General features: G+C 38.5%; 25 protein-coding genes, 1 tRNA gene, 1 rRNA gene, 1 pseudogene and 1 riboswitch. Of the genes and pseudogenes, 20 read left to right on the plus strand and 8 right to left on the minus strand.

Going from position 1 to position 23271, the window contains the following annotated elements:
- Positions 1-16: 16 nt before the first annotated feature.
- The gene (locus AC4D4B_RS05265) at positions 17-349 is read left to right on the plus strand and encodes an antibiotic biosynthesis monooxygenase family protein (protein ID WP_490997107.1); all 333 of its coding nucleotides are present in this window, start codon (positions 17-19) and stop codon (positions 347-349) included.
- A 152-nt stretch (positions 350-501) separates the two neighbouring features.
- Here AC4D4B_RS05265 and AC4D4B_RS05270 read toward each other — a convergent pair whose 3' ends face one another.
- The gene (locus AC4D4B_RS05270) at positions 502-1191 is read right to left on the minus strand and encodes a polysaccharide deacetylase family protein (RefSeq protein ID WP_490999345.1); all 690 of its coding nucleotides are present in this window, start codon (positions 1189-1191) and stop codon (positions 502-504) included.
- Positions 1192-1341: 150 nt separating this feature from the next.
- On the opposite strand from AC4D4B_RS05270, the gene AC4D4B_RS05275 reads away from it, so the two are divergent.
- The 10 genes from AC4D4B_RS05275 (at position 1342) to AC4D4B_RS05320 (ending at position 11911) form a co-directional block, all read left to right on the plus strand.
- Positions 1342-1644, plus strand: a complete 303-nt coding sequence (locus tag AC4D4B_RS05275) for a DUF6509 family protein (protein ID WP_490997105.1) — start codon at positions 1342-1344, stop codon at positions 1642-1644.
- Positions 1645-1678: 34 nt separating this feature from the next.
- A riboswitch (cobalamin riboswitch) is annotated at positions 1679-1873 on the plus strand.
- 112 nt (positions 1874-1985) lie between these two features.
- Positions 1986-2951: an ABC transporter substrate-binding protein gene (locus tag AC4D4B_RS05280; protein WP_490999346.1), complete on the plus strand. Its 966-nt coding sequence runs from the start codon at positions 1986-1988 to the stop codon at positions 2949-2951.
- 152 nt (positions 2952-3103) lie between these two features.
- Positions 3104-3715, plus strand: coding sequence for a TetR/AcrR family transcriptional regulator (locus tag AC4D4B_RS05285; RefSeq protein ID WP_490997103.1), 612 nt, complete (start codon positions 3104-3106; stop codon positions 3713-3715).
- Between the two features lie 29 nt (positions 3716-3744).
- Positions 3745-4917: an acyl-CoA dehydrogenase family protein gene (locus AC4D4B_RS05290; protein WP_490999347.1), complete on the plus strand. Its 1173-nt coding sequence runs from the start codon at positions 3745-3747 to the stop codon at positions 4915-4917.
- Entirely contained in the window at positions 4877-6094 is a 1218-nt protein-coding gene (locus AC4D4B_RS05295; RefSeq protein ID WP_490999348.1) for an acyl-CoA dehydrogenase family protein, read from the plus strand. Before AC4D4B_RS05290 ends, AC4D4B_RS05295 begins: the two co-directional genes overlap by 41 nt.
- Before the next feature lie 104 nt (positions 6095-6198).
- Complete coding sequence (locus AC4D4B_RS05300) at positions 6199-6564, plus strand: SCP2 sterol-binding domain-containing protein (RefSeq protein ID WP_490999349.1); 366 nt, start codon at positions 6199-6201, stop codon at positions 6562-6564.
- Between the two features lie 676 nt (positions 6565-7240).
- Positions 7241-9121: an AMP-dependent synthetase/ligase gene (locus AC4D4B_RS05305; RefSeq protein WP_490999350.1), complete on the plus strand. Its 1881-nt coding sequence runs from the start codon at positions 7241-7243 to the stop codon at positions 9119-9121.
- A 2-nt stretch (positions 9122-9123) separates the two neighbouring features.
- Complete coding sequence (locus AC4D4B_RS05310; RefSeq protein ID WP_490999351.1) at positions 9124-9957, plus strand: SDR family NAD(P)-dependent oxidoreductase; 834 nt, start codon at positions 9124-9126, stop codon at positions 9955-9957.
- Positions 9958-9977: 20 nt separating this feature from the next.
- Positions 9978-11132: a thiolase family protein gene (locus AC4D4B_RS05315; RefSeq protein ID WP_490999352.1), complete on the plus strand. Its 1155-nt coding sequence runs from the start codon at positions 9978-9980 to the stop codon at positions 11130-11132.
- Entirely contained in the window at positions 11132-11911 is a 780-nt protein-coding gene (locus AC4D4B_RS05320; RefSeq protein ID WP_490999353.1) for an enoyl-CoA hydratase/isomerase family protein, read from the plus strand. The genes AC4D4B_RS05315 and AC4D4B_RS05320 overlap by 1 nt, the downstream gene beginning before the upstream one ends.
- 94 nt (positions 11912-12005) lie before the next feature.
- Here the strand turns inward: AC4D4B_RS05320 and AC4D4B_RS05325 are convergent, their stop codons facing one another.
- On the minus strand, positions 12006-12479 hold the full coding sequence (locus AC4D4B_RS05325) for a hypothetical protein (protein ID WP_490999354.1): 474 nt from the start codon (positions 12477-12479) through the stop codon (positions 12006-12008).
- A gap of 114 nt (positions 12480-12593) precedes the next feature.
- On the opposite strand from AC4D4B_RS05325, the gene AC4D4B_RS05330 reads away from it, so the two are divergent.
- Positions 12594-12791: a YwbE family protein gene (locus tag AC4D4B_RS05330; RefSeq protein WP_490997298.1), complete on the plus strand. Its 198-nt coding sequence runs from the start codon at positions 12594-12596 to the stop codon at positions 12789-12791.
- 79 nt (positions 12792-12870) lie between these two features.
- On the opposite strand, the gene AC4D4B_RS05335 is transcribed toward AC4D4B_RS05330, so the two are convergent.
- The gene (locus tag AC4D4B_RS05335; protein ID WP_490999355.1) at positions 12871-13608 is read right to left on the minus strand and encodes a YqcI/YcgG family protein; all 738 of its coding nucleotides are present in this window, start codon (positions 13606-13608) and stop codon (positions 12871-12873) included.
- 187 nt (positions 13609-13795) lie between these two features.
- On the minus strand, positions 13796-14293 hold the full coding sequence (locus AC4D4B_RS05340) for a cupin domain-containing protein (protein WP_490999356.1): 498 nt from the start codon (positions 14291-14293) through the stop codon (positions 13796-13798).
- Between the two features lie 440 nt (positions 14294-14733).
- Here AC4D4B_RS05340 and AC4D4B_RS05345 point away from each other — a divergent pair, with 440 nt between their 5' ends.
- The 3 genes from AC4D4B_RS05345 (at position 14734) to AC4D4B_RS05355 (ending at position 17683) form a co-directional block, all read left to right on the plus strand.
- Positions 14734-15264 carry an HD domain-containing protein gene (locus tag AC4D4B_RS05345; RefSeq protein ID WP_490997295.1) on the plus strand — a complete coding sequence of 177 codons (531 nt, stop codon included), beginning with the start codon at positions 14734-14736 and terminating at the stop codon, positions 15262-15264.
- Between the two features lie 183 nt (positions 15265-15447).
- Positions 15448-16254 carry a formate/nitrite transporter family protein gene (locus AC4D4B_RS05350; RefSeq protein ID WP_490997294.1) on the plus strand — a complete coding sequence of 269 codons (807 nt, stop codon included), beginning with the start codon at positions 15448-15450 and terminating at the stop codon, positions 16252-16254.
- 604 nt (positions 16255-16858) lie between these two features.
- The gene (locus AC4D4B_RS05355; RefSeq protein ID WP_490999357.1) at positions 16859-17683 is read left to right on the plus strand and encodes a hypothetical protein; all 825 of its coding nucleotides are present in this window, start codon (positions 16859-16861) and stop codon (positions 17681-17683) included.
- A 195-nt stretch (positions 17684-17878) separates the two neighbouring features.
- Here AC4D4B_RS05355 and AC4D4B_RS05360 read toward each other — a convergent pair whose 3' ends face one another.
- Positions 17879-18085 carry a hypothetical protein gene (locus tag AC4D4B_RS05360; protein WP_490999358.1) on the minus strand — a complete coding sequence of 69 codons (207 nt, stop codon included), beginning with the start codon at positions 18083-18085 and terminating at the stop codon, positions 17879-17881.
- Between the two features lie 139 nt (positions 18086-18224).
- Between AC4D4B_RS05360 and AC4D4B_RS05365 the strand changes: the two genes are divergently transcribed.
- A complete protein-coding gene (locus AC4D4B_RS05365; protein WP_490997291.1) occupies positions 18225-18740 on the plus strand; it encodes a GNAT family N-acetyltransferase in 516 nt (171 codons plus the stop codon).
- A gap of 64 nt (positions 18741-18804) precedes the next feature.
- Here AC4D4B_RS05365 and AC4D4B_RS05370 read toward each other — a convergent pair whose 3' ends face one another.
- Entirely contained in the window at positions 18805-19410 is a 606-nt protein-coding gene (locus AC4D4B_RS05370; protein ID WP_490997290.1) for a hypothetical protein, read from the minus strand.
- A gap of 215 nt (positions 19411-19625) precedes the next feature.
- Between AC4D4B_RS05370 and AC4D4B_RS05375 the strand changes: the two genes are divergently transcribed.
- Both AC4D4B_RS05375 and AC4D4B_RS05380 read left to right on the plus strand, forming a co-directional pair.
- On the plus strand, positions 19626-19805 hold the full coding sequence (locus AC4D4B_RS05375; protein ID WP_490997289.1) for a hypothetical protein: 180 nt from the start codon (positions 19626-19628) through the stop codon (positions 19803-19805).
- A 172-nt stretch (positions 19806-19977) separates the two neighbouring features.
- Positions 19978-20166 (plus strand): annotated as a pseudogene (locus tag AC4D4B_RS05380) (AAA family ATPase); the annotation flags it as partial.
- Between the two features lie 265 nt (positions 20167-20431).
- Here AC4D4B_RS05380 and AC4D4B_RS05385 read toward each other — a convergent pair.
- Together AC4D4B_RS05385 and AC4D4B_RS05390 are read right to left on the minus strand one after the other, a co-directional pair.
- Positions 20432-20503 (minus strand) — tRNA-Ala (locus AC4D4B_RS05385).
- A 166-nt stretch (positions 20504-20669) separates the two neighbouring features.
- Positions 20670-21341, minus strand: a complete 672-nt coding sequence (locus AC4D4B_RS05390; RefSeq protein WP_490999359.1) for an MgtC/SapB family protein — start codon at positions 21339-21341, stop codon at positions 20670-20672.
- Between the two features lie 145 nt (positions 21342-21486).
- Between AC4D4B_RS05390 and AC4D4B_RS05395 the strand changes: the two genes are divergently transcribed.
- The gene (locus AC4D4B_RS05395) at positions 21487-22392 is read left to right on the plus strand and encodes a DMT family transporter (protein WP_490999360.1); all 906 of its coding nucleotides are present in this window, start codon (positions 21487-21489) and stop codon (positions 22390-22392) included.
- A gap of 601 nt (positions 22393-22993) precedes the next feature.
- Positions 22994-23271 (plus strand): 16S ribosomal RNA (locus AC4D4B_RS05400); the annotation flags it as partial.

A 23271-nucleotide genomic window follows, 5' to 3' on the forward strand; every position in this document is an offset into this window, starting at 1 on the left:
TAAGGGGCGATTAAGTATGTTTGTTCAAATCCGTAAGTGGATAGTGACAGAGGGAAATTCAGACAAGGTATTGGAACGCTTCAGAAAGAAGCCAGATCAAGGTCCGTCGTTAATTGAGCAGCGTGAAGGTTTTATCAGCCGGGAGTTGTTAGTGAAAAAAACAACACGTGGGCAAGAGGAAGTTGTCATGATCATCCGCTGGGAATCAGAAGATGCATGGAAAGCATGGGAAAAGAGTCCTGAGCACATCGCTGGCCATAAAGCGAAAATCAAGGAGCACGGAGGTAAGCCACCAAAGCCAGAATACGTAATCAATATGGAACATGGCAATTACCTTGTAGTCGAATAATAAAAAACAAAACGCCCAAATGAAAAGGGCGTTTTTTTGTAAACTATAGTCGTGGGGAAAACTCTTCCGGCAGCGCTGCAACATATGCCTACATGCCCAGATATAAGTATAAAGAAATTCCAGTATGTTATGATATTCTTCATTTAATAAAATTAAAATTCCAGGGATGGTGTTGATTCGTCCATAATCTTGAAGGTATATCCCTTATGTTTCAGACGGCGAATAATTTCCGGAAGTCCATCCACGATTGTTGTATTACCGTTAAAATCATGCAGGAGGATATAGAGATTTTCTTTTTCATCTACCCCTTGCATAATTAATTTTAGTAATTTTTTTTCTGGAATCGGAGGATTTAATCCATCGTTAGCATCACAGTTCCAATCATAATATTTATATCCTCTTTTTACTACCTCAGTCTTTAATTGATCCATTAAATCAGTACCGGCATATTGTTTTGCGACATAATTATTTGAGCCGCCGGGAAACCGCAAAATTTTTGGACTTTCGCCTACTTCCTTTTTCAGGAATTCTTCCAGCTGATTAATGTCTTTGAAAAATGTATCCTTCGATCGATAAATTTTGGAATAATTATGAGAATAGGAATGCAATCCAAGAGCGTGTCCTCTTTTTACAATATCTTTATATAAATACATATGTCCAGGACTGGCTGTTCCCGTTACAAAAAAGGTTGCTTTGACATCCTGGACTTTGAGGATATCCAGGATTTCCTGTGTGATATTTGAGGGACCATCATCAAAACTGAGATAGGCTGTCTTTGCAAATGTTTCAGATGGAATGAGAAGCTGGATAATGAGCAATGTGAGAACAGATAGAGTACGCATAATAAACTCCTATGGGTTAAGTGATTTTAATATAGTTTTTGAATCTTATTAAAAAATATTCCTAAATGGAGCTGAATAATTGGGTAAAATGTTTAATAAAGAGATGTAACATGTATAATAGACATAAGCATTTTAGAAAGGTTGATAAAGATGATCGAGATACAAAGTTATACAGTTGAGAAACTGGAGGACCCATTTGGTATCCTTTCTGGAGAAAGGTTCGAATATTTGCTGGAGATTTCCGTTCCCGAGGAAGATGAACTATATACCGATAAGGGTCTTCTGTTGCGTGTTATATATGTGATGGATGAAAATCAGGACCAAATTTCAAAATATGAGTTTATAGAAAGTGAAACACAAAGTATTTTGGATTTTGAGCTTGAGGAAGATGAATTATCGATGGTTTTACAATTTTGCAGGGAACATACTGATGTTGAATATGAAGAAGAATAAAGAAAACACTGAAACTGATCATATAAAAAATATGAATATTGAATAATGTAAGAGTGCCTTATTTATTAGGATAATAGGGAAACCGGTTCAAATCCGGTGCAGCCCCCGCTACTGTATACGCGGATGAAATGATTTGTAAACCACCGGCTCCCGATTTAGAGCATGGGAAGGTAAATCAGAGTAAATTGATGCGTAGAGCCAGGAGACCTGCTCTTACTTTCGTATATACTATTTTTCGGAGGGAAAAGTGGGCGAGTCCAATCCTGTTACTTTAATATGGGTTTTCGCCTTAGCTTTTTTCGAGCTAAGGTTTTTTTATTATGTTGGAAAGGGGAATAACTATGTTAAAAAAGCGAAATCATTTATTTTTATTTATACTAGTGCTTATGCTGTCTATGTTAATGTTTGGGTGTTCGTCAACTAAAGATGACTCAAACCAGAAGAAAGAGAATTCTGAATCAACCTCCTCTGGCTTTCCTGTTGAGGTAAGAGATGGATCAGGAGAAAGCATCAGGATTGAGGAAAAGCCGGAAACCATCGTATCCTTGCTGCCAAGCAATACTGAAACGGTTTATGCACTAGGTATTGGAGAGAAAATCATTGGTGTATCAGATTATTGTAATTTCCCTACAGAAGCTGCTAATAAACCTAAGGTTGGCGGGTTAGAAATCAATATTGAAAAAGTGCTGGAATTGAATCCGGATCTCCTACTGCTTTCCGCCAGTCATTTTAATAATGCCAAGGATACCATTAAACAATTCCAAACAGCGGGTATTGATGTCATTATCGTACCTGACGCCAATTCGTTTGATGGTGCATATGGAACAATTGAATTGATTGCTAAAGCAACAGGAACATCAGACAAAGCTGATGAAATTATTTCAGATATGAAAAAAGAAGTAGCGGAAATTAAAGAGAAAGCAAACGCTATAAAAGATAAGAAGAAGGTTTGGATTGAAGTATCTTCCTCACCGGATTTATATACAGCGGCCAACGGAACCTATATAGACGAAATGCTTGATATCATTCAGGCAGAGAATATTGCCGCTGATCAAGAGGGTTGGGTAACAATGAATGAAGAACAAGTCATTGAACGCAATCCAGATGTTATTCTTACTACATATGGCTATTATATTGAAAATCCTGAAGAAAAGGTATATGGAAGAAAAGCTTGGTCCGAGGTACCTGCCGTTAAAAATAAGCAGGTTTATGATGTAGATAATGACACAGTATCAAGACCAGGACCACGTTTAACAGAAGGCTTGCAACTGATAGCTGAAAAAATCTATCCTGAGACATTTAAATAAACATTTCATTTAAGAGCTACGCCCATACACTTTGGGAGGCTCTTTTTTTGTCGAATAAAATAAATTAAATTTTCTGGCAATTATGTTGAAATTTCCCTTTTGTGCAGGTATGATGATACCAATACGTATTCGTACTCACATATGGGATTGGAATGATAAGAATGTTATATGTTAATGATCTGCCGACCGAAGCCAGAGATAAAATGCTATACGCAGCCTTGCAATTATTTACTACAAGAGGCTACAAGAATACATCAGTCCTGGATATAGTTGAGTATGCACATGTCTCGAAAACAACGTTCTACCAACAATTCGGCAATAAAGAGACGTTGATTGTTGCTCTTTGTGAAAGCTTGATTGGAGAAGTTGCAGAAGAGATTAAGCTTGCAGCCTTACGGGAACCACGAATTGGTTATAAAGCATATGCCGGAATTTTTCGCTATTTGGAAATTTGCTTTTCCAATAAGGCTGTTGCCAATTTTATTTTACTTGAATCAGTCGGAGTTTCTTTCGAAGTAGAACTGGTCAGACGTGAAGCACTTAAAAGTTTCGCGGATCTCATCTTTGTTTTTGCCTACCGGGAGTTTCCGGAGAATGTGAATGAACAGGAAGTTAAGATCATCTCTCAGGCAATGGTTGGAGCAATTAATGAAGTCGTCATTCAAAAATTCCGGGAACCAAATCATCAAAAGACAGATGTAGAATATCTTGCTAGATTATTAAACCGATTGGTCATGCGATCATTTAGCAGTCTCTCAAATTAATAAACTATTGATATGAAGGAGGGAGAAAGTTGGTTTCTTTTTTGCCAAGTGAGGAAGAAAAGGCATTTGTTAATGTAGCAAAGGATTTTGCGATTCAAAAGATCCGTCCCTATGCCAGGCAAACGGAAAAAAATCAGGGTGTAAGTAAGGACATAGTTAGAAAGTTGAGTGACCTTGGATTATTAAATTTAGAACTGCCTCAATCATACGGTGGGTTGGAATTGCCGCTCGTTTCCCAGATACAGATTGTTGAGGCGCTTGCCTATGGTGACCTTGATACTATTCAGGGGCTTCCGGGAGCCGGGGAGGGAGCTTCGTTTATTCGACTTAGAGAGGAACATAATGCATTTTCTTTTTATCAAGCTCAATGTGAAACGGGAATTTGTCCAACAGTCGCCTTTGTTTATCCAAATCAACATAAACTCCAAATCAAAAAAATAGACAATGGATACATCATTGATGGAGAGACGAGTCCGCTGAAAAATGCCAAAAAGGCTGAATATCTATTAATTGCAGGAACTGCTACTAATGGAGAAACAGTATTGCTCTGGATAGACCAAGAAAATAATCATTCATGGAAAGTGCTAGAAGGTGATTATCGTTTGGGGCTATTGAGTGCCGGCTTTTCAAGAATTCAGCTAAATGAAGTAAGCGTTTCCAACGAGAGTGTTTTGGCCAGTGGTATAGACGCTGAAAATTGGATGGATGAATCATTGAGCCGTATACGAACATTAGAGGCTGCCAAAGAAATTGGTGTTATGGCAGCTGCCCTTGATTACACAGCTGAATATACCTCCCAGAGAAAAGCGTTTGGGGTAGAAATTGCAAAATTCCAGGGTGTTTCTTTTAACCTTGCACAAATGGCTATCCAGACGGGTGCAGCAAGGCATCTTGTTTTATATGCGGCAAAACAAATTGATGACGGTGAATCTGATGCTGTTTTCCACAGTATCCAGGCACTTAACAAAGCACATCAATCGCTCCGATATGTAACAGATTCAGCTGTACAGCTCCTTGGTGGGCATGGATATGTTCAAGAGCATCCCGTAGAGAAATGGATGAGGGACGGTCAGGCACAAGTCGGCTGGTTTGAACAAGAGGGTGATTTAGAAATCAGAGCCGGAAACTGGATTATGTATGGTAAGGAGAGGGGGATGAGCCATGATCACATACGAGTTGACGCCGCATCAAAGTCAAGTTAAGGAAGTAGTCCATTGGTTTGCTGAAAATGAAATACGGCCGGTATCCATGATTGCCGATCAATTAAAGAAAGTACCGGATGATTGGCTGGATAAAGTAAATCAACTCGGAATTTCTTTAAGCATGTCTTCTTTCGGAGAGTCCACTGATGATAAAAAGAAAAAAGATTCTAAAAAAGCGAAGGAGCGCCAAGGAAATCGATTGGGAGTCATTGCCTCTGAGGAATTAGGCTGGGGAGATTGCGCGATTGCCTTGACGCTACCCGGGCCAGGGCTTGGAGGTCCGCCTGTTCAGCATAGTGGGACACCGGAACAAAAGGAACGTTTTTTATCCATTTTCTCCAGAGATGAGAAACCGAAGTGGGGAGCATATGCTTTGACTGAACCAGAGGCAGGTTCTGATGTATCCGGTTTACAGACCACAGCTGTTAAAGTAGACGGCGGTTATGTGATAAACGGACAGAAGATATTTATTACAAACGGTAAAAGAGCTTCCTGGGTTGTTGTATTTGCTACGGTAGACCGTTATTTAGGTAGAGCCGGGCATCGGGCATTCGTCGTAGAAAAAGATACACCTGGCTTTTCATGCTCGAGGCTAGCGGAAAAAATGGGCCTTCGTGCTTCTGAAACAGCAGAGCTTGTATTTGAGGATTGCTTTGTTCCGGACGAAAACCTTTTAGGTGGAGAAGAGGCCTATGTCAATAAAGCGGATGGATCAGGTGGTTTCAGAGTCGCTATGAAAACATTCGATAACACTAGGCCGATAATCGCAGCCATGGCTACCGGAATTGCAAGAGCATCCTATGAATATACATTGGATTTTGTGAAAAGAGAATATCCTCAGCACGGCAACCATTATCATCAAGCGCTTAGACTCCTCCCAGAGATGCAGCAAAAAATTCAGGGAGCTCGTTTGTTAACCTGGGAAGCCGCCTGGAAAGCAGATTTGGGAAAACCGAATGCAAAAGAAGCCGCCATGTGTAAGGCCTATGGTGGAAAGATTGCATTGGAGGTCACTTCAGCCTGTCAGGAAATACTCGGTCCATATGGTCTTGAGGGACATCTAGTAGAGAAATTATATCGTGACGCAAAAATTTATGACATTTTTGAAGGGACTAATCAAATTCAGCAATTAATCATTGCACGTCATCTGTATGAACCATATGGTATCCGCGTGTAATGATTTTATATACGTTCAGGAGGTGGTGAAACGGCAGGACAATAATTCTGCATCTAAATAAAACTGAAAAATCAAAAAATATTTTTAAAGGGAGGAATTTTAAAATGGGAAAAGCAATTGAAGATTATACATTAAGAGAGTCTTTTGAAAAAATTGAGGAAGCACTTAAAAGTGATCCTCAACCAATCCAAGGAATTACGACACGCTATCAGTTCACAATCACCGGCTCCGAAGAAGGAATCTATCAACTTAATATCCAAGATGGCCAGGCCGAGGTAGTCGAAGGAGAAGAAACACCAGCAGATTGTACACTCACCATGTCTGTCGAAAACTTCCGCCAATTCCTTCTCGGCAAACTAAACGGAACCGTAGCCTTCATGTCCGGCAAACTAAAAATCAAAGGCGACATCGGCAAAGCCATCAAACTAGAAGGAATACTGAAACAATATAACGTAAAGGAATATTTATAAGAAAGGCTGAGGCGACTGTTCAGCTCCGACAAGCATAAGAGGAGTCACGTAGGGAGGTGTTCTCCCTCCAGCAGCAGCTACACTTATGACTCGAGGAGCTAGGAGCCGAAGCTAGATCTCAAGAAAGGCTGGAGTGGCTTGCTCAAAAGCGAGGAGCATAAGACAGAGGCTCGTAGGGGATGAACTTCCCCCGCAGAGGCTATGCTTATGTCCCGAGCTTTTAGCCACGGAAGCTAGATCTCGCGAAAAGCTGAAACGATGTAAGGTGGACCAAAGACTAAAAACGCCACATCGTGTGGCAACGTCTTCGTGACCAACATCCTGTTGGCCTCCGACAAGCATAAGAGGAGTCACGTAGGGAGGTGTTCTCCCTCCCGAGTGGCTACGCTTATGTCCCGAGCTTTTAGCCACGGAAGCTGGATCTCGCGAAAAGCTGAAACGATGTAAGGTGGACCAAAGACTAAAAACGCCACATCGTGTTGACCCGCGACAAGCATAAGAGGAGGTGCTGCTACAAGAGAGTGCTCTTTCTCTCCTGCAGCAGCATCACTTATGTCCGAAACTGAATCAAACGATAGGCTGGAACAACTGTATAGATGATCAAAGAACAATAACGCCACAGTGTGTGGCAACGTCTTTGTGACTCTACGACGTTTAGGCCTAAGGGAGGTGTTTTATGAAACCTGCAAATTTGGTAGAGATGGTTTGGAGAACAGCCCAAAAAAATTCACAGAAGAATGGTTTTTTAGTAAAAGTAGCGGGTGAATATAAAGGGATCACATACAGGGATTTTTGGATACAGGTTTCACAAACAGCTGCCGGACTGGCACATTATGGGGTTGGTCCTAATGACCATGTAGCTATATTATCTGATAATAATCCTTATTGGGCCATAAGCGATATTTCAATTATTAGTTTGGGCGCAGTCAGTGTGCCAATCCATTCAACTTTACCATCTGATCAGATTTCTTACATTCTCAGTAATGCAGATTGTAAGTTTCTTTTTGTAGAGAATCAAAAGCAACTGCAAAAGATTCAAGGCAATTCTGCTTTCGAAAAACTGATTATCTTTTACCCCGGTGATTCCTTAGCAAAAGAGAAAGAAGATATGCTGACAATGGAGCAATTAATGTCAGCAGGTGAAAAACATCCTTTAGTTAACTGGGAAGATGGCTTCCAGACAATAACGAGAGAGGATTTAGCAACGATTATTCATACCTCGGGAACAACCGGTTATCCAAAAGGTGCGATGTTAACGCATGGAAATATTTTATCAAATGTTGAAGGCGTTCAGTTTTGGGTGTTGGAGGCCCGGCCTGACGACATCATGTTATCCCACTTACCACTATCCCACATATTTGAACGTATGGCAGGTCAATTTTTTCCTTTGTCAGTTGGTGCAACAATTGCTTATGCAGAAAATATTGATACCGTACAACAAAACCTTCTAGAAGTACAACCAACCGTCCTAGTCAGTGTCCCATTGTTATTTGAAAAAGTATATGCCCAGGCTCAAAAGATGGTCGAATCCGGTACCCCTATTCGCAGGAAAATTTTTGACTGGGCACTTAGAGTCGGAGATACAAGATATCAATATTATTTATCCAGTGCTACAGATGTAATGGTTCGTAAGAGTGAACTACCGAAAGAGTTTAGGAGAAAGTGGAAAATAGCTGATAAACTTGTCTATCAAAAAGTAAAAAAACAACTGGGTGGAAGAATCAGAGGCTTTATATCAGGTGGAGGAGCTTTAAATCCGGAAATCGGAAAGTTTTTCTGGAGTGTTGATCTTCCGGTCCTTGAAGGATATGGTCTGACAGAAACCTCCCCCGTTATCTGCGTAAATCCATTTTCCAGAACCAAAGTTGGAACAGTTGGAAAACCATTGCCCAACCTGGATGTCCATATCTCAGAGGATGGTGAGGTACTGGTTAAAGGCCCAAGTATCATGAAAGGTTACTATCATGATGAAGAGGCAACCAAGGAACACTTTGAAAATGGGTGGTTCAAGACTGGCGATATAGGCGAGTTTGATGATGATGGCTTCCTAAAAATTGTGGATCGAAAGAAGCGGATTATTGTACTTACTTCGGGAAAGAATGTGGCTCCCCAGCCCGTGGAAAATGCACTTCACCAAAGTATTTATATCGAAAATGCCGTTTTAGTTGGACAAAATCAGAAGTATGTAATCGCCTTATTAACTTTAAATTATGAAAATCTTAAGAGCTGGTGCAAAAGGAAGGGCATTCGTGGTTCTGTCAATGAGATGGTTACGAATAAAAAAGTACAGGAATTGATTACGAGAGAAGTAAAATCCAATACTCATAAATTCGCACGCTATGAACAGCCCAAAAAACTAATCATTGTAACGAAAGAATGGACTGTGGAGGATGGGGAGATGACTCCGTCCTTAAAGGTACGTTTTAAAGAAATAGAAGAAAAGTATAAAGAAGTTATTGAACAAATGTATGAAGAAGACGCATATGCAGAAATCGAGGTTGCTGCTAATGAAGTGGCAGTCGGTCTGTCATTGCCTAAATCGAAAGGAGATTATTGAGTATGTCATTTTCACTGGAAGGAAAAGTAGCTCTTGTTACCGGTGCATCCAGAGGGATTGGCAGAGCAGATGCGCTAAAATTGGCAGCATTAGGTGCTGATGTAATCGTGACTGATATTTTGATAGAGGATGATGAAAATCTGGATTCAACATCAGAGGGACTTGGTCCGATTTCACAAATTATGGTTCAATCGAAAACAATCTTTACAAAATCAACGACTGAACAAATTAAAGAGCTTGGCCGTAAGTCGTCTGCCTTTCGAATGGATGTTACGAACCGTGAAGAGGTTGAACGAGTGATGGCTGAAGTGGTTGATCAATATGGCCGCATAGACATTCTGGTGAATAATGCTGGAACGTTGGATCATACAGCGAGGTTGGAAGACCAAAATGATGATTATTGGAATAGGGATTTAAATGTTAATTTAACGGGTGCCTATAATTGCTGTAAATCAGTCTGGAAATATATGAAGAACGAAAAATATGGACGCATCATTAATATGGCTTCTGTTGCAGGTACATTGGGCGGATATGGACAGACAAGCTATGCAACGACAAAAGCAGGGATTTTGGGATTTACGAAATCGTTGGCTTTAGAAGGGGCCAAATACAATATTACTGTAAATGCGATTGTTCCTGGAATTATTAATACGGAGGCTTTTCAAATGACAAACCCGGCTATGCGGGAGCGGATGATTGCCAGAACTGCCTTTAAACGTCCTGGAGAACCAGATGATATTGCAAATGCCATAGCCTTCTTGGCAAGTAAAGAGGCCTCTTATATTACAGGAGTTGGTTTGCCAGTTGCGGGCGGTATTGATCTATTTACTTTCTAAGTAAAGGAGGGAAGCGAATCATGAAAGATTTGGATGCGGTCATTATTGATGCGGTTCGAACGTCGATTGGCAGAAAGAAAGGATCACTTGCGAATAACCGTCCTGATGAGATGGCAGCACATGTTTTAAAAGAATTAATCAACCGCACAGGGATTAATCCTATAGAGGTTGAAGATATCAAGATGGGCTGTGTAACACAAATTGGTGAACAAGGTTATAATATCGGCCGATTAGCCGGCTTGATTGCAGGATTTCCGGTCGAGGTATGCGGTGTGAGTGTGAATCGCATGTGTGGTTCGAGTTTGGATACTCTTGCCCAATCTGCTCACTCCGTAATGGCGGGTATGTCTGATTGTGTTATTGCAGCAGGCGTGGAAAGTATGAATCGTATACCTATGGGAAGCGATGGAGGAGATTTCAGTGATAGTCTCTTAGATCAACATACGATTATACCTCAGGGGTTTTCTGCAGAATTAATTGCAGAGCGCTGGGAAATTTCAAGAGAAGAAATGGATGATTTTTCATACAAAAGTCACCAAAAAGCCCTTCAGGCCATTAAGGAAGGAAGGTTTGAAAATGAAATTGTCCCCATTTCCGTAAAAAACGCTGACAATGAAGAGAGTATTTTAGCTGATGATGAAACACCACGTGCTGATACATCCATTGAGCGGCTTGCTAGTCTCTCATCTGCATTTATGCCTGAGGGGGGAGTAACGGCAGGGAATTCAAGTCAAATCAGTGATGGAGCTGCTGCAGTATTAGTAGCATCCAGAAAAAAAGCTAAGGAATTGGGTGTAAAGCCAAAAGCGAAGGTCCTAGCCACTGCTCTTGCAGGTGTAGATCCTGAAATTATGCTGACAGGTATTATCCCGGCAACACAAAAGGTATTGGGTAAGGCAGGTCTTTCCATTAATGATATCGATATTTTTGAAGTGAATGAAGCCTTTGCTTCAGTTGTATTAGCATGGGCGAAAGAGCTGAAACCAGACATGGATAAAGTAAATCCAAATGGAGGAGCAATTGCATTGGGCCATCCTCTGGGCGCAAGCGGTGCTCGTATTATCGCTACTTTACTTAATGAATTGGAAAGAACAAACGGAAGATTTGGGCTTGCTACCATGTGTATCGGCTTTGGTCAGGCAATTGCCGTTATACTGGAAAGGGAGGTAGGATAATGGGGCAAAATTGTTTGTTGGAGGTAACAAATAGGGTGGCAATCATTACGATCAATCGACCTCCCCTAAATACATTGAGCAGAGATACATTATATGAGATTGGCACCTATTTGGATGATATCGAAAACAATCATACGATTAGAGCTATTATATTAACCGGAGCGGGAGAAAAATCTTTTTCGGCTGGTGCAGATGTAAATGAATTTGCAGATTTAGCGGATCCAGAAAAAGCGAGGGCAACGATTCAAGGCATGCATGATCTATTTAATCGAATTGAGTCTTTCTCCAAACCTATCATTGCAAGCATAAACGGTCGTGCGTTGGGTGGTGGGAATGAACTGCAAATGGCTTGCCACTTGGTAATAGCTGCAGACACAGCAGAGTTTGCCCTTCCGGAAATAAAGCTCGGAATTATGCCTGGCTATGGGGGCACTCAACGGCTGCCTAGATTGATTGGCAGCAGGCGGGCTCTTGAATTACTATTAAGCGGTGAAAAAATTTCGGCGATTAAAGCAATGGAGTATGGTTTGATCAACAAAGTTGTGCCTGCTAATATGCTGAAGTATGAAACATTAGCGATTGCAACCAATTTAGCTGAAGGACCGCCGCTTGCGGTTCAAGGGATTCTTGATTCTGTGAGGAGAGGGACAGAGGTTTCCTTAGAGGAAGGTATCTCAATTGAATTGGAAAATATGCTGAAAATAGCCCGTTCGGAAGATGCGATGGAGGGAATCAGTGCCTTCTTTATGAAGCGAAAGGCAGAGTTTTCTGGTAAATAATGAGGTAGTGTCTGAATACATGGTCCGGTTATTTGTAGGATTAAATAGGAACAGCCCACTGGATTATGAATGACCAATGGGCTGTTAGGTTCGTTTACTTTACTTTATGGAATCCTTCTTCCATTAAATAAGATTTGGCTTCATTGTAGGATGGGAATGTGCCATCTAGGTTTAAGCCAGCATATACATTCCACATATCCTCTTCTGCTATAACGGTAAGAGTATGTCCTTCGTTATTTCTCCAGGTTTCTTCTTCACCTGCTATATCGCCAGCATAATCTTCATAAGGATCAGTAGATAGAAGCTCTATAGATTTAGCGAGGATTGTTTTCAATTGCTCAGCGGAAAAATCCTTGATATTCACCAATCCCTTTTGACCCACACGGTACCCGGGAATGCCTTCTGCATAAACGAAACCATTACCGTTTGGATGCAGGTGATAAACAACATTCGATTTATCTAATTTGCTTTCAGGATATTGATAGTTGATACGCCCAAGTGAAACATTTTTACGTTCGAGTTCCGTAAAGGACTCTATAATTGCAATTTTTTCTTCAAAAGTTAACATATTGCCTCCAAAAAAGTGGATTTTACTATTTGTCCATTATACCATTAGTGGATAGATTACGTTATGCTCAATGAATGTATTTATGGATCGAGATAAATAAGGGAGGTTAGAAAAATGAATAATGGAAAGAATCGCAGTGATATACGAGCAGGACTGGAAGTGGATATCGTGTTAAAAAAGGACCAGCGCTCAGGTGCATTAACTCGCGGTATCGTTAAAGATATTTTAACCAATTCAGCAACCCATCCGCATGGCATTAAAGTACGGTTAACGGATGGTCAGGTGGGACGGGTTCAGCACATCATTAAATAATGTATCGAATCTTTAAGCTTGCAAGCTTCCATTCTATAAAAAAAGAAGCTGATTCAATGATCAGCTTCTTTTTATATGATTATGAATCTTTATGGTGAAATGGACATTTCCCTGCGATTGGTTCTATATCATCGCCGATAAAGTATTGCTTCCATTCATTATGATTTGGATCTCCATAATGGCTGATATCCGGATGCTTAGGGAGCTGATCCCATTTCTCTACTCGTTCACGAACTTTCTCTCTGGACATTATCCCGCCTTTTTCAGTCCCTTCAAGTCCTTCAAATATCATTCGCGGTTGAAAGCCAAGAACTAAACTATTACCGAGGTCACGGGTTTTCCGTTGCTTGTAGGCAGGGCAATTGCCGAAGATAAAGAATGGTTCACCTGCAAAGTGAAAGTCCCAAAGGAAATGTTCAGGATCCTTCGGTTTATCCGCAGGCCAAAGCTTCGGATCATGCTCGTGTAAATACTGTAGAATTCTCCAAAAGTAATCTCTATAGTATGGGATATCGCGCTCCTCTTTTTCAGGTTCAACAAAAACAAATAATCCGTGTCTTATGTGAGGTGGCTCCTTAAATAGTTCCAGGAAGCTTTCTACTGCTTTTGGGAGAGAGGACCAATCATTATGAGTCATATACGCATAACGGAGCTCTCCTTTATTTTCCGCTTTCATCCCAAAGTAACATGGAAATGTTGGGTTTGTAACAATGTTATGAAATGTCTGGTATTCTTCTGTTACCCAGTTGGGTACGATTTGTGGATTGGTCATATCTTGTTTTTCTAATAAACTTAAATTTGTTTTTGTCTCCAGCATATAATAATTCCCCTATATATTCATTTTAGTAAGTTCTTTATTCCCTATTAATAGTCTTTGAAACATTTTGAAAGACAGTAAAATATTGTTTTGCAGAACATTAAAAATTCAGGGGATTAATCGCTGAATAATTTGAAGACGCGCTATCTTATCGAACGGCTTAAAATCTATATTTTCTCTAATGGTATTATACCTGCCACTCTTTCAATAAAGGGCCTTCCTTGCCAGTGATAGGATCGGTTTTCGGAATCGGTACCTTGCTAATATCCTCTAATACTTCAGGACGTTCATTTTCTTTCCCGTATTTAGTGTTATAGTCCATTCCATCTGGATAAGCTCCAACGACAGAAAAGTCAGAGCTGGCTCTAAGGCGTTTATGGCCGGTTCCGGCAGGAAGAATAATCACATCACCTGACTGAACATGAATCTCCCTTCCTGTTTCACCGCCAATCATAAGGGTGGCTTCACCACTAATGACCCCAAGTACCTCATGTGAATTACTGTGATAATGATGATAGTCAAATACCCCATTTGTCCAACTATTTAGCCATTGATTTTTATTAAATAGGCTTTCCATAGTGGATTTAGGGTTGTCTACAGCTTGATCATATAGAAGGACTGGTAAGTTTGGATTATTAGGTATCCTACCATCATCCTCGAAGAAAAAAGTTTGATACTGATTCATTTGTACTCCTCCTCCCTGTATACACAAAATTCCCTTTTTAGATGATGATAAACAAGTCCACCTGGATATTTTTGTATGGGGTTATTCGGAAATACTCGTGTTTTTTCTAAACTAGTATCTGCCCAACTGCGACTTTTGCCGTTTTTAAAGACATGGCATGAACATACAATAATGAATAATAACTTGGTCCATGTGACTATTTCGACAGCTGCCATGATTTTTTAGGATTAGCGACAATACCAGCCCTAAAGAGCAAAAGAATGAATGCGAATAAGGGGGTAAAGAAAGGCTGATTGTAAAATTTCGTTTAAAAGTACAGAAACAAGGTAATTTTATAGAATAATAAATTCCTTTTAAACAGTGAAGTATCCATGCTATAATGCACAAAAATATAAATTTATCTTTATAAATATACAAAAATAACCAGGGAGGGAGAACTTATGAGAGAAGTAACTTTACTTGATATATTTGAGCACCGCATTGCTCAAAAATATTTAAATCGTTCTGGCTTGGCACATGCAATTGCCGTCGCTTACCATGCCTTTCATTTAGCGAAAGAACAGAATATCGATGTTGATTCTGCAGCAAAAGCAGGTTTGCTCCATGACATTGGACATTTTACTTGGTACCGTAATGGTAAATGGGATTATGATTTATATAGAAAAAACGATATACATCCAATTAAGGGCGCTGAAAGAGCGCATAAATTATTAATAAGGCTCGGTGAGAATCCGGTTCAGGCGAAAACAATCTCCCTCGCAATTTTATTTCATACAGATTCCTTTTTACCTTCAAATGATATTGTTAGAACGCCTCTTCAACAGATTGTTAAATGGGCAGATGAAAAAGATGAAGAGGAAGGCGGCCTTCACCATTATCGGAAGATTGAGTATGAAAGAGCGAAAGCCAGTATTATAAAACTCGATTCCATGATTGATGAAGAATTAAAAGAACATAAAAAAACGATATAAATAAAATCCCCATCTGTAAAAAACGGAGGGGGTTTTTTAGTTAACATCATTAGAATTTGAATTATTCATAAAATGTTCTCTTTAAGCCTTTCTAAAATACGAATATAATAAACTTGGATAGATTGATAATTATTTCCATATGATGATGTGGAAGACGTATTACATAGATTGGAGAGAACATACATGGGTTTCAAAACTCCACAGGAAATTGCCATAGCAGCAGTAGAAGCAGGTGTGAAGAAGACCAGTTTACCTTTAACAAATTTATTACTATTGGGATTTTTGGGCGGTGCTTATATATCTGTGGGTTATTTACTATATATCCGAGTAACCGCAAGCTTGCCTGAAGACTGGGGGACCTTTGGAACATTTATTGGTGCATCTGTTTTCCCACTTGGACTTATTTTAATTTTAATTGCAGGCGGAGAATTATTGACTGGTAATATGATGGCAGTGCCAATGGCCTGGCTTGCCAAACGGATTCCTTTCTCACGATTAGTTCACAATTGGTTTTGGATTACGATTAGTAACTTCGCAGGCGCTATTTTTGTAGCTTATTTCTTTGGCCACTTAGGAGAGTTTACAGCCAGCGGTGTCTATCTCGAAAAAACGGTGGACGTGGCTGCTCATAAAATAGATGTTGATTTTTGGCCGGCCCTTATTTCGGGTGTTGGTTGTAACTGGCTTGTGGCATTAGGTGTTTGGCTTTCTTACAGTGCCAACGACATTGCAGGAAAGATAGCAGGGATCTGGTTTCCTATCATGGCATTTGTAGCAATTGGCTTTCAGCACGTGGTAGCGAATATGTTTGTGATTCCGGCAGCGATATTCGAAGGTTATTTTACCTGGATGGATTATTTTAATAACTTTGTACCTGTATTTTTAGGGAATGCCATAGGCGGATCTGTTCTTGTTGCTTTTGTATATTGGAAATCTTATCAATCTTATATAAACCCTACCTCTGGGAAAATAAAATCGGAAAGTATGTAACAATTATGATAGGCAGTCGGTCTTTTCACTAAATGTAAGTATAATATTCCTATAAAATGTGCGAAAAACACTTAGATTCAATGAAATCCGAGTGTTTTTTATTTGGTTTGTTCATTATGGGTTAGATAATCAAGCCGCTCAGCACCATCCCCATATTTATAAAAAGTGGAGTAGTATTACTGGATAAATACTGTTGGTCCTTAGTACGACAAACGCATAAAATATCCGGGCAAGCTGTTATTTTATAGAGAAAAAGACTAATAAGTAATATAAAGAATAGTGATGTTATGTATCGATTAGCTTTATTTGTAAGGTAGATGATCAGTACTAGAAAAAAGATGCCCATGAGTGCTCTCCAACTTTAATAAGAGATGGAGATAATTCCGAGAAAAAAGAGTGGAGCAATCAATGAAATAGTCCTATTTTTATTAGTTAGTAGTAGCATCTCAGTCCCCCTTTATATCATCATCATTTAGTAGTTCTCCAAGTTCATATAACCATATAATGTAATTTATAGAGGAAAAGGTTAATAATGTCCTGTACGTAAAGCACGAGGAGATTTCCTCAAAGTTTTATACAGATCCTATCTTTTGATGGTAAAATAATGCAAAAGAAAGTGGGGCCTGCGATGATTCATTCGACAATAACCAGTTCTGGTCATTATACGAGTTTAAGAAAATTATTCGAAGAAACGATTAATGTGAGTCATATATCCGAACAATTAATTAGTTTTGATTGCAAGGAACCTATTTATAACATTCATGATTATATGACAAGCAGTGGCTATGATGTTGTTGGAATTAAAGTAGAAGGCATAATGGAAGGGTATATCGAAAAGGGCCAAATGAATCTGGCTTATTTTAAACCGGCAGATCTTGTTTCAAATACTACACCGCTTATCCAAGTGCTCAATTTATTTCGAGATAAAAAACGACTATTTATATTAGAAGGAAATACAATTACAAAATTAGTTACAATGGCAGATCTTCAAAAACCCCCTGTACGCATGTTGCTATTTGGAATCATTTCGTTAATGGAGATGCATTTTCTACACTTAGTAAAAAGTTTTTATCCAGGAAACAGTTGGGAAGAAAAAATAAGTGAAAATCGTCTGTTGGAAACAAAAAAATTGTATGGAAGTAGAAAAGAGAGAAATGAAGAAATCAGTTTAATGGATTGCCTCCAACTAAGTGATAAAAAAACTTTAATCGTGAAGCATAAGGAATTAAGAGGATTATTACAATTTGATTCACGAGCTCAGGGGGAAAAATTCTTTGATGAAATCGTCTCATTAAGAAATAAGCTTGCGCATGCTCAAGATATCGTAACAGGAACAACCTGGAGAAATATTATTGATCTTATTGAACAAAGTGAACATCTATTGAAAATATGTGAAGCCTATCAATTAAAGGATAGAAAGAACCAGTAGGCAATAGCAGGAGATTGTAATGGTTTTTTCGAATTCTATAGTAGAACCATGCTTATTGGATTCCACCTAAACATGAAGAAAAAGGGCTAACAACATAGCGCCTTTTTCATGTTTGCAGTCAAGAATATTATTGTATTGTTTAAACCTATGATGAACGTGGGAGTCAAGATAGCCTGTCTGCTATTTACAAACAGTTCAATCTTCTTCACTCTGTCGGGCAGCCCATAGAACAATGGCTAATATAATAAACAATATTTCCATTAAAGGATCGTTTGTAACGGCTTTTAATAGCACTAAAAGGATGACCCCGTTTACAGGATTTTCGTCTGTCAGCATAATCACAATAATGTCCAGTAACGGGAGGGCGAAATCCAATATATTTAAGTCATTTTCAGATTCCATTCTTACAGTCCCTTCCGTTTTTTTATCATCGTATTCGAAATAAATGAAGAAGTGCGTTTTTGCAGAGACAAAGGGCGTAGGAAAAGAGCGTGGCAGGATACATATCCAAATAATTAGAAAACAAGTGGAGAGTGAAGACATGAGTATTGAATTGTTCAAGGCAGATCAAAAGGATGCAGCAGCTTTATTTGCTATCCAACGCAAATCGTTCATGCCTTTATTAGAAAAATATAAGGATTACGATACGAATCCTGCAAATGAAAAAATAGATCGGCTGATCATGCGATTGAACAATCCTAATGGTGTATTTTATAAAATTATGTTCAATAGGCAGCTAGTTGGTGCCATTAATATTCGATGGAGAGAAGGGACCGAAGAATATAAAATCAGTCCCATGTTCATTTCACCTGAATATCAAGGGATGGGAATTGCACAGGAAACAATAAAAATCATTGAAGATTATTATTGCAAAGCGAAAAGCTGGGAACTGGCCACGATAAAAGAAGAAGTACGGAATTGTCATCTATATGAAAAAATGGGTTATATAAAAACCGGTGAACTCCGAAAATTGAATGAGAATACAACGCTGATTTTCTATAAAAAGCTTATGGAAGAGCAAACAGTAGGTCATAAAAGTGAAGAAATAGAAAAATAATAGTGTGAATTTATTCATTCATGAAAAGAGCTGCCTTCATTGAGAAGACAGCTTGAATTTTGGTTTACTTATTCTTTTCTGTCTCATCTTCATCGGTTTGGATATCATCCGGATAAACGATGGTATCAAATACTTTGGAGGTTTCTTCGTTCTTAAGCTGGAAGGTAACCTTATAGTCATCTTCACTTACACCATTAAATAATTGATAGTACAGTGATTGATAAGCTAAATTGAAGAAGGCAAATCCGTCCATACTGCTGTTTTCATAAAGCTCCTGATTCATTTTAATTGTATACTCTGTAAACGATTTATTGTGTTCTATCTTTTTGATTGAAGGAAAGTCTTGATCGGCTTCTATTTCTTTAATGGAAGTGTCTATTGTATTTCCCATCTCTTTCAGCATTTCTTTATGCTTAGATTTGGACATTTTATATGTAACTGATCCATCGTCATTTACGATTACTTCTTTTACGCCGTCCTCTTTAGCTTCTTTTTTTAGTGTCTCCATATCTGTGTCTTCAAAAAATGAAGCAGGTAATGTCACTTCAACATTTACCAAGCCCTTATCGACATCCACATTATCGGATTTTTTATTTTCCTCATCCTTTGATGAGCAAGCAACCAGCATAATACTTAATATTAATAGAAAGAGCAGTTTAACATTTTTCATGAGGGACCCCCTAAGATGTATTAATCCATTATTAGCGTAACAAATTTAAAAGGTAGTATCTAACTATTCACCGAGAAATATATACTGAAAATTTTGGCAAATTATTTAATATAATGCTTATTTTAGGGATAGTAAATAGGTTGGATACACAAAAGCATTATAGGTAATACAAGAGAAACTTCTATGTTAGAATAATCACAAAGGAGGCAGATGCTATGAATACAGTTCCCTTAATAATTGCTGTTATTGCAGGTATTCTGTATGGATCCGTACGTTCCGTAAAAAATCAAAATAGTAAAGATGAATCTGCGAAGAAGGAAGCAGGCCTTTACTTACAAAGTATTGTGGTCTGTATCGCTGTATATTTAATAGTGAGCTTCATTCAGAGTATCTAAAGACTATACATATTCATTTAATGGCAGTAAGAGACAAAAAGTCGCTTTCCTAAATTTATAGGAGGCGACTTTTTTACTTGAATGATAAAGGGGAAATCGTTGAATATACAGAATTATTATTTTTATAAGAACTTTGTAGAGAAATAAAAAACATAATAGGGAATGAAATCACATGGAATCCAAATTAATTATTCTAAGAGGAAACTCCGGAAGTGGAAAATCAACCATTGCAAAAAGCATTCAAGATCAGTTAGGAAAAGGTACCCTGTTAGTTTCTCAAGATAATATTCGGCGTGAGATGTTGAAGGTTCAGGATAGAGAAGGGAATCTTTCGATTGATTTGATTCGTCAAATTGAAAAATGAAGTGAAAATAGCTAATCACTTGTCACATACGGATATAGTGGACATGATTTTAACTCAACTGCAAAAGTGATATTGAAAAGGAATGGGAAAAGTATCATGAGTATGTCAAATTACGTTATCGCGATGATACGGAATAAATATACACAAGAATCAACGATAATCAGGCGCCGAACAACTTGTGCAATAAATCCAGCCGATTCCTCGCAGAGAAGTCTCCTATAAAAAAGAAAAAACCCTTGCTACACAAGAGTTTCTCAGGTAATGGAGCTAAGGGGATTCGAACCCCTGACCTCTTCGCTGCCAGCGAAGCATTCTCCCGCTGAACTATAGCCCCATAATAAGTAATAAAATTATGTACAACCTTATTTTAACTAATTTAGTACGAATGTCAATCTTGTACGAAGTATTTTGCTGAATCTTCTAACTTAATCAAGCTATAACGCAGGGTAAAATAAGGAGCGGAAAAGAAACTGCCTATGCTTCTTTCCGACTCCTAATGATTAGGCATTTTCAATTTCAATGCTCATGACTCCATCGATAGTGGAAACGGAATAATAAACATCTGTAATTAGCCTTTTGCTGTCTATTGTGGTTCTTAAGCGGATTTGATGACTGTTAGTCAGATCTTTTATGCGAACAGACTTAATTGAAATCTCTTTTTGTTCAATTAAATTTATAATGGGCGCTATACTGTCTTTTTCTGCAATAATTAACTGGAGGTTTAATTCTTTTTCTCTAAACTTCTTTGGCCCGATATAATTAAATAACATGGGCAGCAATTCAACGCTGATGATTAACAAAACCACACCTGCGATAGCTTCCATATAAAAACCTGCGCCTACCGTAATCCCTATTCCGCCTGCTCCCCAAATTAATGCTGCTGTAGTTAAACCTGATATACTGTCATTGCCTCTCCTTAATATAACACCCGCTCCAATAAAACCAATCCCGGATACTATCTGAGCTGCAAGACGGAGCGGATCCATTGTTACTGTGACTCCATATGATGAACCTTTTGCATTATAAGCAGATTCAATAGAGACAATAGTTAATAAACAACTAACGATGGAGATTACTAGAGATGTTTTCAGACCAACAGGTTTTCTTTTGATTTCCCGTTCCAGTCCTATGATAAGCCCTAATACTGCTGATATGCATAATTTAATAATCATCTGTATATCAATTGAGAAATCCATTTTTGCTAACCTGCCTTTATAAGTTCTTCTATATAGAATAGAATATGAGACGGATGTGTTCCAGAATTATGAATTATGAATAATTATTTGTTTAAATTACAGTTAAAGGGTGGAATATTATATGACTCAGTCACTTTTTAAACCTTATCTTGCTATTGTTGTAGGAGTGATCGCTGTATCCTTCTCAGCGATACTTGTTCGCTATTCCGAAGCCGAGTCTGGTGTCATTGCTTTTTACCGCATGTTATTTTCCTGTTTAATTCTACTTCCGTACTTTTGTAAGGAGGCTGTTAAAGAGGTAGGAAGGATTAATAAAAAAGATTGGGTATTATGTGCAGCGGCCGGAGCGTTTCTTGCTTTTCATTTTATTTTTTGGTTTGAGTCTCTTCGGTACACTTCAGTGGCTAATTCAACTGTCCTAGTTACAATGCAGCCTATATTTGCTTTTTTAGGTACCTATTTTTTATTTAAGGAACGAGTATCTATCGGTGGAGTCGTAAGTATTATTGTGGCGATTTCAGGCAGTATATTGATTAGTGCCAGCGATTTTTCGCATAATAAGGGAGCTTTGTTCGGGGATGTACTTGCCTTAGTAGCTTGTGCTCTTGCAACAGCTTATTTCTTAATTGGACAAGTGGTACGGAAAAGAATGGGGTTAACTGCTTATACATTTATAGTATACGGTATTAGTGCAATCATATTATTGATCTATGTATTGGGGAGCGGCCAGGAGTTATTCGATTATCCTAAAAAAGAATGGTACATATTTATCTTGCTAGCAATCATTCCTACATTGCTGGGACATTCACTGTTTAATTGGGCGATTGAATGGGTTAGTGCAACAAAAATATCGATGGCAATATTGTTTGAACCAATAGGTGCGGCATTATTGGCGTACTTTTTATTTAATGAAAGCCTATCTGCTATACAATTGTTTGGTGCATCTTTAGTATTGGTGGGATTATCTTTATTTATATTAATGAATAGAAGAAGAGACACAATAAAGAATAGCGAAGTTACCTATTAATTACATTGCAGGGCATCCAAAGAAGGATGTCTCTGTTTTTTCTAAATATAATTGGTGTTGAACTTTCTCCCATTTTATTAGTGTGTTGTTGAAGGCATCGATTCTTATGAACATTAGGGGGCTTGCTTAGTGATCAGAATGTTAGGCAAACGCACACTGCTAATCTTAATGAAGAGTTGTATGTCAAAGTATTAGTTTTATGTGATTTTTATGATGTTATGTAGAAATAATATAAAAAAGCGAAAAAAAGTTAAAAAAGTACTTGCATCCTAATAGTTGTCCATGATATATTAACTATCGTTCACTTCGTTGAACATTCGTTAAAAAAACTTTTTAAAAAAGTTATTGACGAAAATAAGTTATTCTGATATATTATAAAAGTCGCTAACGCGAACGAGATAACAAGTTGAAACGATTCAAAAAAACTTTTTAAAAAAAGTTGTTGACAAAGAAAAGTTATCTTGATATAATATAAAAGTCGCTAAAACGACATACAGATTGTTCTTTGAAAACTAAACAAAACGAAACGCCAAGCAAGTCTAAAAATAAGAGATTTTTAAAATCTCGTCAATTTGCTTTAAAATTTAGCTAGATCAAACATCTTTCGGAGAGTTTGATCCTGGCTCAGGACGAACGCTGGCGGCGTGCCTAATACATGCAAGTCGAGCGAATCTGAGGGAGCTTGCTCCCAACGATTAGCGGCGGACGGGTGAGTAACACGTGGGCAACCTGCCCCTAAGATTGGGATAACTCCGGGAAACCGGTGCTAATACCGAATAGTTTCCAACACCTCATGGTGTTGGAAGGAAAGTTGGCTTCGGCTAACACTTAGGGATGGGCCCGCGGCGCATTAGCTAGTTGGTGAGGTAACGGCTCACC

This window comes from Pradoshia sp. Z6_59 (assembly GCF_058267515.1).

What these genes read in the sequence shown, in the direction of transcription:
- AC4D4B_RS05265 (WP_490997107.1), top strand. Translation starts at nt 17, where the DNA reads ATGTTTGTTCAAATCCGTAAGTGGATAGTGACAGAGGGAAATTCAGAC.
- AC4D4B_RS05270 (WP_490999345.1), bottom strand. Translation starts at nt 1,191, where the DNA reads ATGCGTACTCTATCTGTTCTCACATTGCTCATTATCCAGCTTCTCATT.
- AC4D4B_RS05275 (WP_490997105.1), top strand. Translation starts at nt 1,342, where the DNA reads ATGATCGAGATACAAAGTTATACAGTTGAGAAACTGGAGGACCCATTT.
- AC4D4B_RS05280 (WP_490999346.1), top strand. Translation starts at nt 1,986, where the DNA reads ATGTTAAAAAAGCGAAATCATTTATTTTTATTTATACTAGTGCTTATG.
- AC4D4B_RS05285 (WP_490997103.1), top strand. Translation starts at nt 3,104, where the DNA reads ATGATAAGAATGTTATATGTTAATGATCTGCCGACCGAAGCCAGAGAT.
- AC4D4B_RS05295 (WP_490999348.1), top strand. Translation starts at nt 4,877, where the DNA reads ATGATCACATACGAGTTGACGCCGCATCAAAGTCAAGTTAAGGAAGTA.
- AC4D4B_RS05300 (WP_490999349.1), top strand. Translation starts at nt 6,199, where the DNA reads ATGGGAAAAGCAATTGAAGATTATACATTAAGAGAGTCTTTTGAAAAA.
- AC4D4B_RS05305 (WP_490999350.1), top strand. Translation starts at nt 7,241, where the DNA reads ATGAAACCTGCAAATTTGGTAGAGATGGTTTGGAGAACAGCCCAAAAA.
- AC4D4B_RS05310 (WP_490999351.1), top strand. Translation starts at nt 9,124, where the DNA reads ATGTCATTTTCACTGGAAGGAAAAGTAGCTCTTGTTACCGGTGCATCC.
- AC4D4B_RS05315 (WP_490999352.1), top strand. Translation starts at nt 9,978, where the DNA reads ATGAAAGATTTGGATGCGGTCATTATTGATGCGGTTCGAACGTCGATT.
- AC4D4B_RS05320 (WP_490999353.1), top strand. Translation starts at nt 11,132, where the DNA reads ATGGGGCAAAATTGTTTGTTGGAGGTAACAAATAGGGTGGCAATCATT.
- AC4D4B_RS05325 (WP_490999354.1), bottom strand. Translation starts at nt 12,479, where the DNA reads ATGTTAACTTTTGAAGAAAAAATTGCAATTATAGAGTCCTTTACGGAA.
- AC4D4B_RS05330 (WP_490997298.1), top strand. Translation starts at nt 12,594, where the DNA reads ATGAATAATGGAAAGAATCGCAGTGATATACGAGCAGGACTGGAAGTG.
- AC4D4B_RS05335 (WP_490999355.1), bottom strand. Translation starts at nt 13,608, where the DNA reads ATGCTGGAGACAAAAACAAATTTAAGTTTATTAGAAAAACAAGATATG.
- AC4D4B_RS05340 (WP_490999356.1), bottom strand. Translation starts at nt 14,293, where the DNA reads ATGAATCAGTATCAAACTTTTTTCTTCGAGGATGATGGTAGGATACCT.
- AC4D4B_RS05345 (WP_490997295.1), top strand. Translation starts at nt 14,734, where the DNA reads ATGAGAGAAGTAACTTTACTTGATATATTTGAGCACCGCATTGCTCAA.
- AC4D4B_RS05350 (WP_490997294.1), top strand. Translation starts at nt 15,448, where the DNA reads ATGGGTTTCAAAACTCCACAGGAAATTGCCATAGCAGCAGTAGAAGCA.
- AC4D4B_RS05355 (WP_490999357.1), top strand. Translation starts at nt 16,859, where the DNA reads ATGCAAAAGAAAGTGGGGCCTGCGATGATTCATTCGACAATAACCAGT.
- AC4D4B_RS05360 (WP_490999358.1), bottom strand. Translation starts at nt 18,085, where the DNA reads ATGGAATCTGAAAATGACTTAAATATATTGGATTTCGCCCTCCCGTTA.
- AC4D4B_RS05365 (WP_490997291.1), top strand. Translation starts at nt 18,225, where the DNA reads ATGAGTATTGAATTGTTCAAGGCAGATCAAAAGGATGCAGCAGCTTTA.
- AC4D4B_RS05370 (WP_490997290.1), bottom strand. Translation starts at nt 19,410, where the DNA reads ATGAAAAATGTTAAACTGCTCTTTCTATTAATATTAAGTATTATGCTG.
- AC4D4B_RS05375 (WP_490997289.1), top strand. Translation starts at nt 19,626, where the DNA reads ATGAATACAGTTCCCTTAATAATTGCTGTTATTGCAGGTATTCTGTAT.
- AC4D4B_RS05390 (WP_490999359.1), bottom strand. Translation starts at nt 21,341, where the DNA reads ATGATTATTAAATTATGCATATCAGCAGTATTAGGGCTTATCATAGGA.
- AC4D4B_RS05395 (WP_490999360.1), top strand. Translation starts at nt 21,487, where the DNA reads ATGACTCAGTCACTTTTTAAACCTTATCTTGCTATTGTTGTAGGAGTG.